This is a genomic window from Streptomyces vietnamensis (assembly GCF_000830005.1).
In the GTDB taxonomy this organism is placed as follows: Bacteria; Actinomycetota; Actinomycetes; order Streptomycetales; family Streptomycetaceae; genus Streptomyces; species Streptomyces vietnamensis.
The window spans coordinates 936,243-950,687 of the sequence record NZ_CP010407.1 but is presented as its reverse complement, the minus strand read 5'-3'; the positions used below and the strand labels follow the sequence as shown (position 1 = coordinate 950,687).

Genomic DNA, 14,445 nt, shown 5'->3' with positions numbered 1-14,445 from the left:
CCTGCCAGGCTGCTCGCCCTTTACCCGTCGCGGACCGTCACATTCCCGGCCGTTTATGCAATCGCCCTCCAGGAGGCATACAATCCCGTCATGGCAGGGCGAATTGAGGACTACGCCCTCGTCGGTGACCTGGAGACCGCGGCGCTCGTCGGGACCGACGGGTCCGTCGACTGGTGGTGCGCGCCCCGCTTCGACTCGCCCGCCTCTCTCGCCGCCCTCCTCGGGAATCCGGACCACGGCCGCTGGCTCCTCGCCCCGGTCGGCAACAGCCGCTGTTCGCGCCGGAGTTACCGCGGGGACACGCTCGTCCTCGACACCGTCTGGGAGACCCTCTCCGGAACCGTCCGGGTCACCGACTTCATGCCGCCGCGGTACGCGGGCGAGCCCGCCCCGAGGATCGTCAGGATCGTCGAGGGGGTCACCGGACGCGTCGACGTACGGGGCGAGTTGAGCGTCCGCTTCGACCACGGCAGCATCGTCCCCTGGAGCCGGTCGACCGGCCGGCACACCGCCGTCTACGTCGCCGGACCGGACTCCGCCCACCTCGACTGCGGGCCCGGCGTCGAACTCGCCGTCACCCGGGACCGTACGACCTGCGAGTTCACCGTCACGGCCGGCCGGCGGGTCGTCTTCGTCCTCGGCTGGCGTCCCTCGCACGCCCCTGCGCCGCCGCCCGTCTCGCCCGCCGACGTCGACGCCGCCCTCGCCCGTACCCTCGCCTTCTGGAACGACTGGGCCGCCGCCCTCCGCTACGAAGGGCCCGCGCGCGAGGCCGTGATCCGCTCCCTGCTCACCCTCAAGGCCCTCACGTACGCCCCCACCGGCGGCATCGTCGCCGCGCCCACCACTTCCCTCCCCGAGTCCATCGGCGGGCGCCGCAACTGGGACTACCGCTTCTGCTGGCTGCGCGACTCCACCTTCACCCTCTCCTGTCTGCTCCGCAGCGGATACCGCAGGGAGGCGCTGGCCTGGACGGGCTGGCTGCTGCGCGCCGTCGCGGGAGACCCGGCCGACATCCAGCCGCTGTACGGGGTCGAGGGGCAGCGCCGCCTCCCCGAGACGTACGCCGACTGGCTGTCCGGCTACGAGAACTCACGGCCCGTCAGGTTCGGCAACGCGGCCGTCGACCAGTTCCAGCTCGACATCTACGGCGAGGTGCTCAGCACCGTCTACTCGGCCGTCCGGGCCGGCGTCGTCCTCGACCCCCCGGCCTGGGCCCTGGTCGCCTCGCTCCTGGAGTACCTGGGCGAACGCTGGCAGGAACCCGACGAGGGCATCTGGGAAGTCCGCGGCCCGCGCCGCCACTTCGTCCACTCCAAGGTCATGGCCTGGGTCGCCGCCGACCGCGCCGTCCGCCTCGCCCGCGTGGCCGGACTGCGCGGCTCCCTGGCGCGCTGGCAGGCCCTCCGCGCCGAACTGCACGCGGAGATCTGCGCCCGCGGCTGGAGCGAGGAGCAGCTGTCCTTCACCCAGTACTACGGGAGCGCGCAGGTCGACGCCACCGCCCTGCTGATCCCCCGGCTCGGCTTCCTCCCCGCCGACGACCCCCGCGTCCTCGGCACGATCCGGGCGATGGAACGGCTCGACGACCACGGGTTCCTGCGCCGGTACGGCGACGTCCGGGACGGCGGCACCCACGACCTCGACGACCTCGGCGGCACCGAGGGGAGCTTCGTCGCCTGCACGTTCTGGTACGCCGACGCCCTCGCCATGACCGGCCGCGCCGACGAGGCCCGGACCGTCTTCGAGCGGGTCCTCGACGTCCGCAACGACGTCGGGCTCCTCGCCGAGGAATGGGACCCGGTGGCCGGCCGCCAGCTCGGCAACATGCCCCAGGCGCTCAGTCATGTCGCCCTGGTGAACACGGCGTTCACCCTGTACGGCACGCGCCGCCACGGCCGCGACCACGCCCGCCACCTCGCTGTGGCATGATCGCGTCGATTTCCGGCGCGGTGCCGGTGCGGCAGGGGGCCGACCATGGACGGGTACGTCGTCGTACCGGGCGCGCTGGCGCTCCTGCTCGCGCTCTCCGGCGTGGCGGCGCTCCGCACCGGCCGGCTGCCGCCCTGGCAGCGGCGGCGCGTCTCCCGCACGGTGCCGTACGGCTGGGGACAGCTGGCGATGGCCGCCGCGTTCGCGATCCAGGCGTGCGGGCAGTTCGCGGACGACCCGGTCCTGCGCTCCGGCCTGGGCGTGGCGACCCTCCTCGGCCTGCTCGGCGGGCTCGTCCTCCTGGTCGTGGCGCAGGCCCCGCGCCGGGACCGCTGACGCGGGTCCCCCGAGGGCGCGAGCGGCCTCCCGTGCGGACTCGGCCCGCCCCGAGGACGTGTCGTTCGGGTGAGTCCAGCGGGCGCCGCGGCCGCGCGTGGGTTCGAATCGGGGCATGGCTTCCTACGACAGGCCCCGCGCCGGCGGCTCCCCGAGGCCGCTGGAGACCGGTGACACCTGGTGGTACGCCGCCGTGGCCGGCGAGACCGCCGGCTCGTTCCGCACACGGGTCCGCACCCGGACCCGGCGTGCCTGCCTCGGGGCCGTCCTCCTCCTCACGGTCGTCTACGCGGGACTCGTGCTCGCCGCGACCGGCCGCCGCTGGGGCGACGCCGCGGTGACCGGTCGGCGCGCCGACACCGCCGCCGCCACGGTGCTCCGCGAGCACCCCTCCCTCGCCGGGCTCACCACCCTCTCCCTGATCGTCGGCTGCGTCCTCCTCCTCGCCGTCGGCCTCATACGCAAGCGGTACGTCCTCACCGGCGCCGCCGCCGGTGCGGTCGTCACCGCCCTCGCCGTCACCGGGCTCCTCCAGCGGTACGCGCCCCGCCCCCGGTTCGCCGACACCGCCGCCGGCGCCCTCGTCCCGAGCGGCTTCCCCAGCGCCCAGACCACGCTCGCCCTCGGCATCGCCCTCGCCCTGGTCCTCGTCGTCCCCTACCGGCAGCGCGCCCTCGTCGTGGGCGCCGCCACGCTCTGGGCCGCCGCCGTCGGCGCGTACACCATCGCGGCGGGACAGCACCGGCCCGGCGACGTCATCGCCGCCGCCCTCGTCGTCCTCGCCGTGGTCTCCGGCCTCCTCGCCGTCATCGCCCGCAAGGGCAAGGTCCGCCCCGGCCCACGGCGCGGGCCCGGCCCGCCCGGCCTCCCGGCGACCCTCCCGCTCGCCCTCCTGGCCCTGGCCGGCCTCGGCGCCGGGCTCTGGCTGCTCGGCGACACCCTCGCGCTGCCCGCCGCCGCCCCGTACGACCCGGCCGAGCTCCGGCTCGCCCACCGCTGCGGCCAGGCCCTCGCCGCGGGGGTGACCGCCGCCGCCGGACTGACCCTGCTCGCCGTGCTCCGCCGCGTCGACGTGGACGGCCCGCCCGCCCCGTACCGGCTCGGCGGGCCCTTCGTGGAGGCCGCGGGCGTCCCGCAGGACGGCGAGCTCGTGGGGCCCTTTACCGAGGACGGCGATCACGAGATATCTTGATGTCGAGCAATCTCGCATACGCAGACGTGGAGCGGAGCACCCGGTGACTGACTCGACCATCATCTACACCCACACTGACGAGGCGCCCGCCCTGGCGACGTACTCGTTCCTGCCCGTGGTCCAGGCGTATGCCTCGCAGGCCGGCGTCACGGTCGAGACGCGTGACATCTCCCTCGCGGGCCGCATCATCGCCGTCTTCCCCGAGTTCCTGGAGGAGGGCCAGCGCATCGCCGACGCCCTCTCCGAGCTCGGCGACCTGGCCAAGACGCCCGGCGCCAACATCATCAAGCTGCCGAACGTCTCGGCGTCCATCCCGCAGCTCAAGGCCGCGATCGCCGAGCTCCAGGCGCAGGGCTACGCCCTCCCGGACTACCCGGACGACCCGCAGACGGACCAGGACAAGGACGTCCGCGCCCGTTACGACAAGATCAAGGGCTCGGCCGTCAACCCGGTCCTGCGCGAGGGCAACTCCGACCGCCGCGCGCCGGGCTCGGTCAAGAACTACGCCAAGACCCACCCGCACCGCATGGGCGCCTGGACCCCCGAGTCCAAGACGAACGTCGCCACGATGAGCGAGAACGACTTCGCCTCCACGGAGAAGTCCACCGTCATCGCCAAGGACGACACCCTCCGCTTCGAGTTCGCCGCCGCCGACGGCACCGTCAGCGAGCTCCGCGAGCCGCTGAAGGTCATCGCCGGCGAGGTCGTCGACGCCGCCGTCATGCGCGCCGCCGCCCTGCGCACCTTCCTCGGCGAGCAGGTCTCCCGCGCCAAGGCCGAGGGCGTGCTCTTCTCCGTGCACCTCAAGGCCACGATGATGAAGGTCTCCGACCCGATCGTCTTCGGCCACGTCGTCCGCGCCTTCTTCCCGAACACCTTCGCGAAGTACGGCGAGGCGCTCGCCGCCGCCGGCCTGTCCCCGAACGACGGCCTCGGCACCGTCCTGGGCGGCCTCGACGCCCTCCCGAACGGCGCCGAGATCAAGGCCTCCTTCGAGGCCGAGCTCGCCGAGGGCCCCGCCCTGGCGATGGTCGACTCCGACAAGGGCATCACCAACCTGCACGTGCCGTCCGACGTCATCGTCGACGCCTCGATGCCGGCCATGATCCGCACCTCCGGCCACATGTGGGGCCCGGACGGCCAGGAGGCCGACACCCTCGCGGTCCTCCCGGACCACAGCTACTCCGGCGTGTACCAGGCCGTCATCGAGGACTGCCGCGCCCACGGCGCCTTCGACCCGTCGACCATGGGCTCCGTCCCGAACGTCGGCCTCATGGCGCAGAAGGCCGAGGAGTACGGCTCCCACGACAAGACCTTCGAGATCGCCCAGGCCGGCACCGTCCGCCTGATCGACTCCGAGGGCAACGTCGTCCTGGAGCAGGAGGTCGCCGAGGGCGACATCTTCCGCGCCTGCCAGACCAAGGACCTGCCCATCCAGGACTGGGTCAAGCTGGCCGTCACCCGCGCCCGCGCCACCGGCGCCCCGGCCGTCTTCTGGCTGGACGAGAACCGCGCCCACGACGCGCAGCTCATCGCCAAGGTCAAGCAGTACCTGCCGGAGCACGACACCGAGGGCCTGGACATCAAGATCCTCTCCCCGGTCGAGGCCACCAAGTTCTCCCTGGAGCGCATCCGCCGCGGCGAGGACACCATCTCCGTCACCGGCAACGTCCTGCGCGACTACCTGACCGACCTCTTCCCGATCCTGGAGCTGGGCACCAGCGCCAAGATGCTGTCGGTCGTCCCGCTGATGGCCGGCGGCGGCCTCTTCGAGACCGGCGCCGGCGGCTCCGCCCCGAAGCACGTCCAGCAGCTCGTCAAGGAGAACTACCTCCGCTGGGACAGCCTCGGCGAGTTCTTCGCCCTGGCCGCCTCCTTCGAGCACCTCGCGACCAGCACGGGCAACACCCGCGCCCAGGTCCTCGCCGACACCCTCGACCGCGCCACCGGCACCTTCCTCAACGAGGACAAGTCGCCGACCCGCCGCCTCGGTGGTATCGACAACCGCGGCAGCCACTTCTACCTGGCCCTGTACTGGGCCCAGGAGCTGGCCGCCCAGACCGAGGACGCGGAGCTGGCCAAGGCCTTCGCCCCGCTCGCCGAGACGCTCACCGCCAACGAGCAGAAGATCGTCGACGAGCTGATCGCCGTCCAGGGCTCCCCGGCCGACATCGGCGGCTACTACCAGCCCGACCCGGCCAAGGCCGCGGCCGTGATGCGCCCGTCCGCCACGTTCAACGAGGCCATCGCGTCCCTCGCCTGATCCGGCGCGGACCGTCGTCCGCCCCGTCGCGCGACCCGTACCGCCCCGGCCGGAATCCCTCCGACCGGGGCGGTCCCGTCGGTGGCGCATCTCACCCACCGGTGTGACCCTGGAGGGCATGAGCTGGGCATCTTGGACGACCGCCGGTGTCTACACCGGGCGAGGTGGGGTGCTGACCGACGAGGCGGGTGTCCTCACGGGCGATGTGACCGTGCACACGACGTTCGCCGATCGCGAGGCACGCGTGGCCGTGCAGTACAGCGGCGCATCCGACTGGTTCACCATGTCGGGCAGTCCCGTTCCGTGCGGATCGGAGGAGGAGAGCCGAGAGCTGCACGACGCCGTCGTGGCAGCCGTCCGGGAGGGGAACGGGGCCACGGTCCCGAGACTCCCGGTACCCCCGAGGTAGCCGCCGCCCGCAAGAAAGTGTTATCCCTCCCGTGCCCACGGGTCTCCCGACGACGGGGGACTCGGTCCAGGGATGAGGGAGCAGATCCATGCACAGCGACGAGCGACGCACCACGGCCCTTGTGGAGGCGGCCAGGGCGGGTGACGCGGACGCCAGGGACACACTGGTCCGCGACCACTTTCCGCTCGTCCACAACATCGTCGGCCGGGCCCTCGACGGCCACGCCGACACGGACGACATCGTCCAGGAGACGATGGTCCGTGCCCTCGACGGCCTCACCGGCCTCCGCGACCCCTCCCGCTTCCGGTCCTGGCTCGTCGCCATCGCCATGAACGGGATACGGCGCCGCTGGCACGAGCGCCGGCGGGCGCCCGTGCCCGGCCTCGACCGGGCCGCGGACCTCGCGGACCCGGCCGGTGACTTCACCGAACTCACCATCCTCCGCCTCGGCCTCTCCGGGCAGCGCCGCGACGTGGCCCGCGCGACCCGCTGGCTCGACGAGGACGACGCCGAACTCCTCGCCCTGTGGTGGCTGGAGGCCGCCGGCGAGCTCACCCGCGCCGAGCTCGCCGAAGGCCTCGGCGTCCCCCCGCGGCACGCCGCCGTCCGCGTCCAGCGGATGAAGGAACGCCTGGACACCGGCCGCGCCGTGGTCCGCGCCCTGGACGCGCTGCCGCCGTGCCCGGAGCTCACGGAGATCCTCACGGCCTGGGACGGCCGGCCCTCCCCGCTCTGGCGCAAGCGGATCGCCCGCCATCTGCGCACCTGCGCCGCCTGCACCTCCCGCGCGAGCGGCCGCAGCGGCCTCGCCCCCGTCGAGGGCCTCCTCGTCGGCATCGGCCTCGTCCCGCCCCTGGCGGTCGCGGCCTCGCGCACGGACGGCCCGGCGATGGAGTACACCGCCCACGCGTCCTCGCAGCCGGGCGCGTCCTCCGGGCACGGCGTGTCTCCGGGGCCCGGCGGGGGCTCCCGGCCCGGCGACCCCTCGCAGCCGGGCGCGTCCCCGGGGGCCAGCGGGGGATCCTGGCCCGGCGACCCCTCGCAGCCTGGCATGTCCCCGGGGCCCGGCGCGTCCGACGCCGCCGGGCGGTGGATCCCGCTGCGCCGCGCCGCCGTCGCCGGGGTCGCGGCCGTCGCCGTCCTCGGGGCGGTCGCCCTCCTCGTACCGCCGGAGCCGCAGGCACGCGTCAGACCGGACCGGCCCGTCGCCGAGCCGGCCGCGACGACCGCCCCGGCCACCGTCTCCCCGAGCCCGGTGGTCACCACCGCCCCCGCGCCGACGACCGCCGTCCCCACACCCCGGCGCACCCCGCGCCCGACGCCGCCCCCCGACCCGGGGGAGCAGGTCACCGCGCTCGTCAACCGGCTCCGGGCGAAGGCCGGTTGCGCCCCGCTGCGGACCGACCCCCGCCTCGTCGAGGCGGCCCGCCGCTACGCCCGCGACATGGTCGCGCGCGGCTACTACGGACACAGCAGCCCCGAGGGAGAGTTCGCGGACGCGCGGATCACCGCCGCCGGATACGACTGGAGCGCCTGGGCCGAGAACCTGGCGCGCGGCGCGGCCGACCCGGAGACCGTCGTCGAGGACTGGCGGAGCGACGCGATGCACGAGCGGAACATGATCGACTGCCGGTACCGGGACACCGGCGTGGCGTCGGCGCCCGGTCCCGGCGGCACGATCTGGGTGCAGAAGCTGGCCGCCCCCGCTCCCTGAGGCTGGGGACCCTCAGCGTTTCGCGCCGAAGTCCTGTACCCACCAGGGGCCGTTGGCGGCCAGGCTCACCCCGACGCCGATGTCCTTGAACGAGCAGTTGAGGATGTTCGCCCGGTGCCCGGGGGAGTCCATCCAGTCCTCCATGGCCCGCTCCGGGGTCTTCGGCCCGCGGTGGATGTTCTCCCCCCAGGCCGCCCACGCGTATCCGGCGCCGCTGATCCGGTCGCCCGCGTCCCGGCCCTCCGGGCTGTGGTGCTCGTAGTAGTCGCGGGCGGCCATGTCGTCGGCGTGCCCCTGCGCGGCGGCCCGCAGGTGCCCCTCGGTGCGGAGCGGTCCGCAACCGGCCTTCTCGCGCTCGGCGTTGGCGAGCTCCACGACGTCCCGCACGAACCGCGCGGCCTTCCCCGCCGCCGCCGTCGACCGGTCCGGGGCGGCGGCCGCGGCCGTCGTGCCGGTCGCGGGAGTGGCCACGTACATCCCGGTCGCCACCGTGAGCACGACGGCCGCGGCTCCGGCGAGCGTGACGGCGGTGCGGAAGGACGGACGGCGCGGGCCGTGCCACCGCGATCCGCCGGCTCTGCGGTGCCGGCCCCCGGCGGGGGGCTCGGTGCGCGCGAAGCGGTCGGTGGGGTCGGGGTGTTCCGAGTGTCCGGGACGGTCGTGGTGCCGCATGGAGCTCCGCTCTCTCGCCGAGGTCGCCGTTCGGTCCGGCGCCGGGAGAGCCACCGGGGCGACGGCGGTAAGACTTTCCGGCCCCGGCCGCCCCGACACTCCTCGTCAACGCGGCGCGTCAACCCGCGTACGAGCCTGTCAGCCCTGCGGGATCACCGCCACCGGGCAGGGCGCGAGGTGGAGCGCCGCGTGCGCCACCGAACCGATCCGCGGCCCGACGGCCCCGCGCCGGGCGCGCCGGCCGACCACCAGGAGCTGGGCGCCGCCCGATCCCGAAAGCAGCACCTGCCCCGCGCTGCCCAGCTCGACGTGCTCGGTCACCGGCACGTCGGGGTACCGCTCGCGCCAGGGGACGAGCGCCTCGCGCAGCGCCTTCTCCTCGTACGGGACGAGCCCGCCGGCCTCGTCCGCGAGCCGCATCGACGCCGGGCTGTACGCGTAGAGGGCCGGCAGGCTCCACGCGCGCACGGCCCGCACCGCCGCCCCGCGCGCGGCGGCGGTCCCGAAGGCGAAGCCGAGCGCGGCCGCGCTGTCCTCCGGGCTGCCGTGCTGACCGACGAGCACGTACCCCGACGGCGGTTCGGCCTGCTCGCCGTCGCGGGAGCGGACGGCGACGACGGGGCGGGTGGCGCCGGCGATGATCTGCTGCCCGTACGAGCCGAGCAGGAAGCCGGTGACGGCGCCGTGGCCGCGCGAGCCGATGACGAGCAGCTCGGCCCGGTCCTCGGCGCCGAGCAGCGCGGTGACCGGGGTGTCGGGGAGCAGCTCGGTCGTGAGCGCGAGCCCCGGGTGGCGCTCGGCGATCGCGGCCTCGGCCTCGCGCAGCAGGGCGTACGCCGCGCGCTGCTGGGTCTCGGGGTCCTGGGCCAGGGGGATGTCGAGGGGTTCCCAGCGCCACGCGTGCGCGAGCCGTAGCGGGAGGCCCCGGTGCAGGGCCTCGCGGGCGGCCCAGTCGGCCGCGGCGAGGCTCTCGGGGGAACCGTCCACTCCTGCGACGATCTCACGACTCATCGGGCTGCCTCCGTCGGTGCGGTGACGGGCCCGCCGGCCGGTGGGCCCTCCTCCCTCCAGCTTGGGCCCATCGGCGGCTCGACGAGAGGGCCGGACGTCCCGACATGCCGGTCCTTCCGGCCCTGCCCGACGCCCCCTAGGCCAGCAGGGTGAGCCGGGCGTGGGTGCCGTTGAGGTAGTGGTCCCCGATGTCGCGGAGCCGGTGGGCCGCCTGCGTGGGGGCGGTGAGCGCGCGGGCGTTGCGCCAGAAGCGGTCGAAGCCCGGTCCGCCGCCCCGGGCGTCGGCTCCCGCCGTGCCGTCGACGAGTTCGAGGATGCGGGTGGTGATGTGGACGGCCGCCCGGCCGGTGACGGTCTCGGCCGCCGCCACGAGGACGGCGATGTCGGCGCGTTCCTCCAGGCCGAGCGACCGCTCGGCGAGCAGTCCCCGGGCGAGGGCGTCCGTCGCCCGCTCCACCACCGCGGCGGCGGCGTGCGCGGCGGTCGCCAACTCCCCGTAGGCGAGGAGGAGGTACGGGTCGTCCCCGGCGCCGACCGAGGCCGACGGGCCTTCCGGGCGGTCGGCGGGGACGGGCCCCGCCTGCTCGGCGCGGCTGATGTCGCGCGCCTCGGCGAGCGCCCCCTCGGCGATGCCGAGACCGACCTGGACGAGCAGCAGCCGCAGGGCGAGGGGGGCGAGGGTGGTGAAGGGGGCGACGGCGTGCTCGTCGTGCGGGAGGGTCCCGAGGACGTGCCCGGCCGGCACCGGGACGTGGTCGAAGGTGACGGTGCCGGCGCCGGTCAGGCGCTGACCGATCCGGTCCGTACCGGGGTCCGTGAACACCCCCGGGTGGGCCGGGTCCACGAGGACGACGAGCAGGTCGCCGGTGCCGCCGGGCCGTGCGCCGACGACGAGCCGGTCGGCGACCGTCACGCCCGAGGCGAAGGTGCGGCGCCCGTCGAGGATCCAGTCGTCGCCGGGCCCGTCGGCGGGGGTGAGTGTGAGGCCCGGATCGGACTCGGTGCGCGGTGCCTCGACGCCGCCGGCGAGCAGCCAGTGCTCCTCGGCCGTACACACGTCGAGGGCGGGCGCGTCGCCGGCATCGGGCGCGGGGCCGAAGAAGCGGCTGCTCCAGGACAACGCGTAGTGGTGGGCGAGGAGTTCGCCCACGGAGCTGTCGGCGGCGGAGATCTCCCGTACGACCGCGCAGGCGGCCTGCAGGCCCGCGCCCCGCCGGGTCGGTCCCGGCGCCGTGAGGAGGGCGGGCAGCCCGGCCTCCTGGAGGCGTCCGACCTCGTCGAAGGGGGCCTTGCCGGCCCGGTCGCGGGCGAGGGCGTCGACGGCGAGGTCGTCGGCCAGCTCGCGGGTGACGCGGGGCCAGATCTCGTCGTCGGCGGGCCGGTCGACGGACCTGCCGGCCGGCGCGGAGACGGTGCGTATCGCTGGTCTCTTCGGCGATTTCCTCGGCGTACTCACGTCACCTCACCCGATCCCTAGTATCCCCACTGGAATAGTAGGGATACTGACAGAGCCGACCGCCCGGCCCCAAGGGGCGTCCACGGACTGGACGAGGTCGTATCGGTGGGTGGGACGTGGTCAGGTCCGCGCAGGTGGCGGGAGGCCGACCCCGGCGGTCAGGGGTTGGTCCACGCCTCCGGGTCCTCCGCGAGCGCGACGATCTCCGCCGGGAGCTTCGCCGACGCGAGCTCCGCGAGGGACACCCCGAGCACCCCGCGGACACTCGCCCGCAGCGCGATCCACAGCGTGAGCAGCGACTCGGCGGGCCCCGTGTACGACAGGTCCGGCGGCCGCTCCCCGCGCACGGACACCAGCGGACCCTCCACGCAGCGGATCACGTCCGCGACCGAGATCGTCTCGGCCGGCCGGGCCAGCCAGTACCCGCCGTTACCGCCGCGCTGGCTCTGCACCAGGCCGCCCCTGCGCATGTCGCCGAGGATGCCCTCCAGGAACTTGTGCGAGATGTCCTGGTCCACCGCGATGGCCTCGGCCTTCAGCGGCCCCGCGTCCTGGGCTGCGGCGAGCTGGAGGGCGGCCCGCACCGCGTAGTCGGCCCTGGCTGAAATGCGCATGCGCGCATTATTCCGCACGGGCGTGACCGGATCCGTGCACCCGCGCGGCGCCCCGTACCGCACCCTTGACGCCGTCCGCGAGCCGCCGGACACTCGAGGACGGGAAAACCGAGCGAACAGGTAGGAAACCATGGGACGCACCGGCCGGAGGGACACCTCGCCCGCCGCGTCCCTCCCGCGCCCGCTGCCCCTCACCTCCCGCCGCCACATCGATCTGCTGCGGGTCTGCAGCGCCGCGAGTCGCCGTCCCCGCCCGGGCGTCCGCCCGTCCGCCGGGGCCTGATCCGCAGGACGGGCCCCCGGGACGGTCCCGGGCGCCCGCCGCGGTCCGCCCGCCACCCTTCCCGTACCTCTGCTGCCTTTGGGCCCCGTGCGACCACCGCCGTGTCGCGCCGTCGCGCGCCGCCCGACCCAGCACCGAGCACCCCCGAGGGAGAAGCATGTCCGTCGTCGTCCCGTCCTCGCTCCTGCCCGCCTCCGCCGTCCCCGTCTTCCGCGGCCGGATCGGCCGCGACGCGAACAGCGGCCACTACGCCGTCCCGCACCGCTACCGCCTCCACGTCGACCCGGCCGACCCCCGGTGTCTGGGCATCGCCCTCACCCACAGCCTGCTCGGACTCGACGACACGCTCCCGCTCACCGTGCTGTCCGGCACCCCCGACACGCCCGACGGCGGATACGCCGCACTCCGCCCGCTGTACGAGGCGAGCGCCCACCTCTACACCGGGCCGGCCGCCGCGCCCGTGCTCAGCGACGGCTGGACCGGACGGATCGTCAGCACCCACGTCCCCGACATCCTCCGGGACCTCGCCCTGCGCTTCCGGGGCGAAGGACCCGACCTGCTGCCCGAGGCGCACCGCGACGCCGTCGACGCGATCGCCGACCTGTGCGAGCGGAGCGTCAACCGGGCCGCCCAGCGCGCCGGGGAGCTCGGACTCGACGGCGAGGCCGCCCACCACGACCCGCTCACCGTCCTCTTCGCCGCACTCGGCTCCCTCGAACGCCGCCTCGCCCGGGGGCCGTACGTCCTCGGCGACGCGCCGACCGCCGCCGACGTGCACGTCTGGGTCACCCTCGTCCAGCTCGACACCGTCCACCGCTGGCACCTCGACGCCGCCGCCATGGACCGGGTCGCCGGCCACCCCGCGCTGTGGGCCTACGCCCAGCGCCTCGCCGCCCGCCCCGAGTTCGCCCGCCACCTCGACATCGACGCCCTCCTGCACCGCCACCGCGCCCACTGCCGCGGCCGCGAGGCCGCGGGCGCGGCGATACGGCTCGTCGACTGGTCCGCGGCGGCACCGCGCTGACACGCGGGAACGGCCGGGCGCCGCACCGTGCCGACGGACGCGAGACGGTCGGGCGCCGTCGCCGGTGAGCGGCCGTCCCCGCTCCCGCGAGGGCACCGCCGGCCGGTGCGGTCCGTCAGCCGATGCGGTTTCCCGCCAGCGGGGCCGTGTCGTCGCCCGTGCCCGCGCGGACCCCGCGCAGGAACGCCTCCAGGGCTTCGAGCGAGCTCGCCGCCGGCTCCCACCCCAGCTCCTGCCGGGCCCGCTCGGTGGCGAGCAGCGGCAGGTGCCGCAGCGCGTCGAAGAGGCCCGGGGAGGCGGGGACCAGCCGCAGCCGCCAGGCCGCCGACAGGGCACCCCGCACCGCGCCGGCGGGCACCTTCACCGGCCGGGCGTTCAGCAGCCCGCCCAGCGTCGCCCCGTCGATCACCGGATCCGCGGCGAGGTTGAACGGGCCCCGGACGTCCCGCAGCAGCGCCCTGCGGTAGGCGTCCGCCGCGTCCTCGGTGTGCAGGACCTGGAAACGGAGCCCCTCGAACTCCGGGAGCAGCGGCAGCAGTTCGGGCCGCATCAGCTGGCCCGGGAAGAACCGCCCCGCGAAGATCCGCCGCTGCTCGCTCGCCGACTCCTCCTTGAAGAGGAACGCCGGACGCATCCGGACCACCCGGGTCATCGGATGGTCCCGCTCGAAGGTGTCGAGGACCCGCTCCAGATAGGCCTTCTCGCGGGTGTACGCGGCGCCCGGCCACCCGTGCGTCGGCCACGCCTCGGACACCGGGGGGCCGCCTTCGGGACCGGGGGAGTACGCGCCCACCGAGGAGGCGTGCACCAGGACCGGCACCCGGGCCGCCGCCACCGCGTCGAAGACGCGGACCGAGCCCAGGACGTTGGTCCGCCAGGTCTCCACCGGGTCGTGGGTCGGCCCGAACCGCCAGGCCAGGTGCACCACCGCGTCCGCGTCCGACAGGTACTGCGCGAGCCGGGGTCCGTCCCCCTCCAGGGAGAGGTCGAGCTCGGCCCACTCCACCCCCGGGAGGTCGAGGCCGGGCCGCCGCCGGGCGAGGCCGAGGACCGAGCCGACGCCAGGATCGCGCGACAGGATCCGGACCAGGCTCGTGCCCACGTTGCCGGTGGCGCCCGTGACGACGACGCGCGCAATCGTGCTCGGATTCATGTCTCCGACCTTCCTGCATGGGCGGCGGTGGCGCACTCCGGCGGCCACCCGGTGACGCGCCGCTCACACAGCGTGTCCGTCCGGGTCGCGGACACGGCCGACGACCGGGACCATGAAGCGACTCAGGAGACAGGAGAACGGCCATGCTGCTGCCCGACAGGAACACCGTCGACCGGCTGCTCCGGCATTTCCGCGCCCAGGAGCGGACCGTGCGGGACAGGCCGTGCGACCTGTCGGCCCGCCGGCGCTTCGAGGACACGGCGTACACCCTGTGCGTCCTGATGGGAGAACGCACCACGGGCGAGGCCGTCCTCGCCGCGGAGCGCTATGTGACGGCGCAGGAGATCAGGAATCGAGAAGCCTGGTCCCCGTACCGCCACTAGCGT

General features: G+C 74.9%; 14 protein-coding genes. 9 read left to right on the top strand and 5 right to left on the bottom strand.

Annotated elements, in window-relative coordinates; translation table 11 throughout:
* Positions 1-90 precede the first annotated feature (90 nt).
* From SVTN_RS04090 to SVTN_RS04065, 6 genes are all read left to right on the top strand, one after another.
* On the top strand, positions 91-1,932 hold the full coding sequence (locus SVTN_RS04090) for a glycoside hydrolase family 15 protein (protein WP_041127834.1): 1,842 nt from the start codon (positions 91-93) through the stop codon (positions 1,930-1,932).
* A 45-nt stretch (positions 1,933-1,977) separates the two neighbouring features.
* Positions 1,978-2,268 carry a hypothetical protein gene (locus SVTN_RS04085; protein WP_041127833.1) on the top strand — a complete coding sequence of 97 codons (291 nt, stop codon included), beginning with the start codon at positions 1,978-1,980 and terminating at the stop codon, positions 2,266-2,268.
* Positions 2,269-2,383: 115 nt separating this feature from the next.
* Positions 2,384-3,460, top strand: a complete 1,077-nt coding sequence (locus SVTN_RS04080) for a phosphatase PAP2 family protein (RefSeq protein ID WP_041127832.1) — start codon at positions 2,384-2,386, stop codon at positions 3,458-3,460.
* A 43-nt stretch (positions 3,461-3,503) separates the two neighbouring features.
* Positions 3,504-5,723 carry an NADP-dependent isocitrate dehydrogenase gene (locus SVTN_RS04075; RefSeq protein ID WP_041127831.1) on the top strand — a complete coding sequence of 740 codons (2,220 nt, stop codon included), beginning with the start codon at positions 3,504-3,506 and terminating at the stop codon, positions 5,721-5,723.
* A 118-nt stretch (positions 5,724-5,841) separates the two neighbouring features.
* A complete protein-coding gene (locus SVTN_RS04070) occupies positions 5,842-6,132 on the top strand; it encodes a hypothetical protein (RefSeq protein WP_041133547.1) in 291 nt (96 codons plus the stop codon).
* Positions 6,133-6,220: 88 nt separating this feature from the next.
* Positions 6,221-7,846, top strand: a complete 1,626-nt coding sequence (locus tag SVTN_RS04065) for a sigma-70 family RNA polymerase sigma factor (RefSeq protein WP_041127830.1) — start codon at positions 6,221-6,223, stop codon at positions 7,844-7,846.
* Positions 7,847-7,858: 12 nt separating this feature from the next.
* On the opposite strand, the gene SVTN_RS04060 is transcribed toward SVTN_RS04065, so the two are convergent.
* The 4 genes from SVTN_RS04060 to SVTN_RS04045 all read right to left on the bottom strand — a co-directional run bounded on the left by SVTN_RS04060 (position 7,859) and on the right by SVTN_RS04045 (position 11,599).
* Entirely contained in the window at positions 7,859-8,518 is a 660-nt protein-coding gene (locus tag SVTN_RS04060; RefSeq protein WP_099055158.1) for a CAP domain-containing protein, read from the bottom strand.
* Between the two features lie 138 nt (positions 8,519-8,656).
* Positions 8,657-9,529, bottom strand: a complete 873-nt coding sequence (locus tag SVTN_RS04055) for a universal stress protein (protein WP_041127829.1) — start codon at positions 9,527-9,529, stop codon at positions 8,657-8,659.
* Positions 9,530-9,665: 136 nt separating this feature from the next.
* Positions 9,666-10,985, bottom strand: a complete 1,320-nt coding sequence (locus tag SVTN_RS04050; protein WP_041127828.1) for an acyl-CoA dehydrogenase family protein — start codon at positions 10,983-10,985, stop codon at positions 9,666-9,668.
* A 158-nt stretch (positions 10,986-11,143) separates the two neighbouring features.
* Positions 11,144-11,599, bottom strand: a complete 456-nt coding sequence (locus tag SVTN_RS04045; protein ID WP_041127827.1) for an RrF2 family transcriptional regulator — start codon at positions 11,597-11,599, stop codon at positions 11,144-11,146.
* Positions 11,600-11,729: 130 nt separating this feature from the next.
* Here SVTN_RS04045 and SVTN_RS44710 point away from each other — a divergent pair, with 130 nt between their 5' ends.
* Entirely contained in the window at positions 11,730-11,882 is a 153-nt protein-coding gene (locus SVTN_RS44710) for a hypothetical protein (RefSeq protein WP_167352193.1), read from the top strand.
* A gap of 157 nt (positions 11,883-12,039) precedes the next feature.
* Positions 12,040-12,906 (top strand): glutathione S-transferase C-terminal domain-containing protein, encoded by an 867-nt coding sequence (locus SVTN_RS04040; protein ID WP_041127826.1) that lies wholly within the window; start codon positions 12,040-12,042, stop codon positions 12,904-12,906.
* Between the two features lie 115 nt (positions 12,907-13,021).
* Here SVTN_RS04040 and SVTN_RS04035 read toward each other — a convergent pair whose 3' ends face one another.
* On the bottom strand, positions 13,022-14,059 hold the full coding sequence (locus tag SVTN_RS04035; RefSeq protein ID WP_041127825.1) for an NAD-dependent epimerase/dehydratase family protein: 1,038 nt from the start codon (positions 14,057-14,059) through the stop codon (positions 13,022-13,024).
* A 143-nt stretch (positions 14,060-14,202) separates the two neighbouring features.
* On the opposite strand from SVTN_RS04035, the gene SVTN_RS04030 reads away from it, so the two are divergent.
* Complete coding sequence (locus SVTN_RS04030) at positions 14,203-14,442, top strand: DUF5133 domain-containing protein (RefSeq protein WP_052498942.1); 240 nt, start codon at positions 14,203-14,205, stop codon at positions 14,440-14,442.
* Positions 14,443-14,445 lie beyond the last annotated feature (3 nt).

Coding starts and splice junctions, on each gene's coding strand:
- SVTN_RS04030 (WP_052498942.1), top strand. CDS start 14,203: ATGCTGCTGCCCGACAGGAACACCGTCGACCGGCTGCTCCGGCATTTC.
- SVTN_RS04055 (WP_041127829.1), bottom strand. CDS start 9,529: ATGAGTCGTGAGATCGTCGCAGGAGTGGACGGTTCCCCCGAGAGCCTC.
- SVTN_RS04070 (WP_041133547.1), top strand. CDS start 5,842: ATGAGCTGGGCATCTTGGACGACCGCCGGTGTCTACACCGGGCGAGGT.
- SVTN_RS04065 (WP_041127830.1), top strand. CDS start 6,221: ATGCACAGCGACGAGCGACGCACCACGGCCCTTGTGGAGGCGGCCAGG.
- SVTN_RS44710 (WP_167352193.1), top strand. CDS start 11,730: ATGGGACGCACCGGCCGGAGGGACACCTCGCCCGCCGCGTCCCTCCCG.
- SVTN_RS04085 (WP_041127833.1), top strand. CDS start 1,978: ATGGACGGGTACGTCGTCGTACCGGGCGCGCTGGCGCTCCTGCTCGCG.
- SVTN_RS04080 (WP_041127832.1), top strand. CDS start 2,384: ATGGCTTCCTACGACAGGCCCCGCGCCGGCGGCTCCCCGAGGCCGCTG.
- SVTN_RS04090 (WP_041127834.1), top strand. CDS start 91: ATGGCAGGGCGAATTGAGGACTACGCCCTCGTCGGTGACCTGGAGACC.
- SVTN_RS04040 (WP_041127826.1), top strand. CDS start 12,040: ATGTCCGTCGTCGTCCCGTCCTCGCTCCTGCCCGCCTCCGCCGTCCCC.
- SVTN_RS04035 (WP_041127825.1), bottom strand. CDS start 14,059: ATGAATCCGAGCACGATTGCGCGCGTCGTCGTCACGGGCGCCACCGGC.
- SVTN_RS04060 (WP_099055158.1), bottom strand. CDS start 8,518: ATGCGGCACCACGACCGTCCCGGACACTCGGAACACCCCGACCCCACC.
- SVTN_RS04045 (WP_041127827.1), bottom strand. CDS start 11,599: ATGCGCATTTCAGCCAGGGCCGACTACGCGGTGCGGGCCGCCCTCCAG.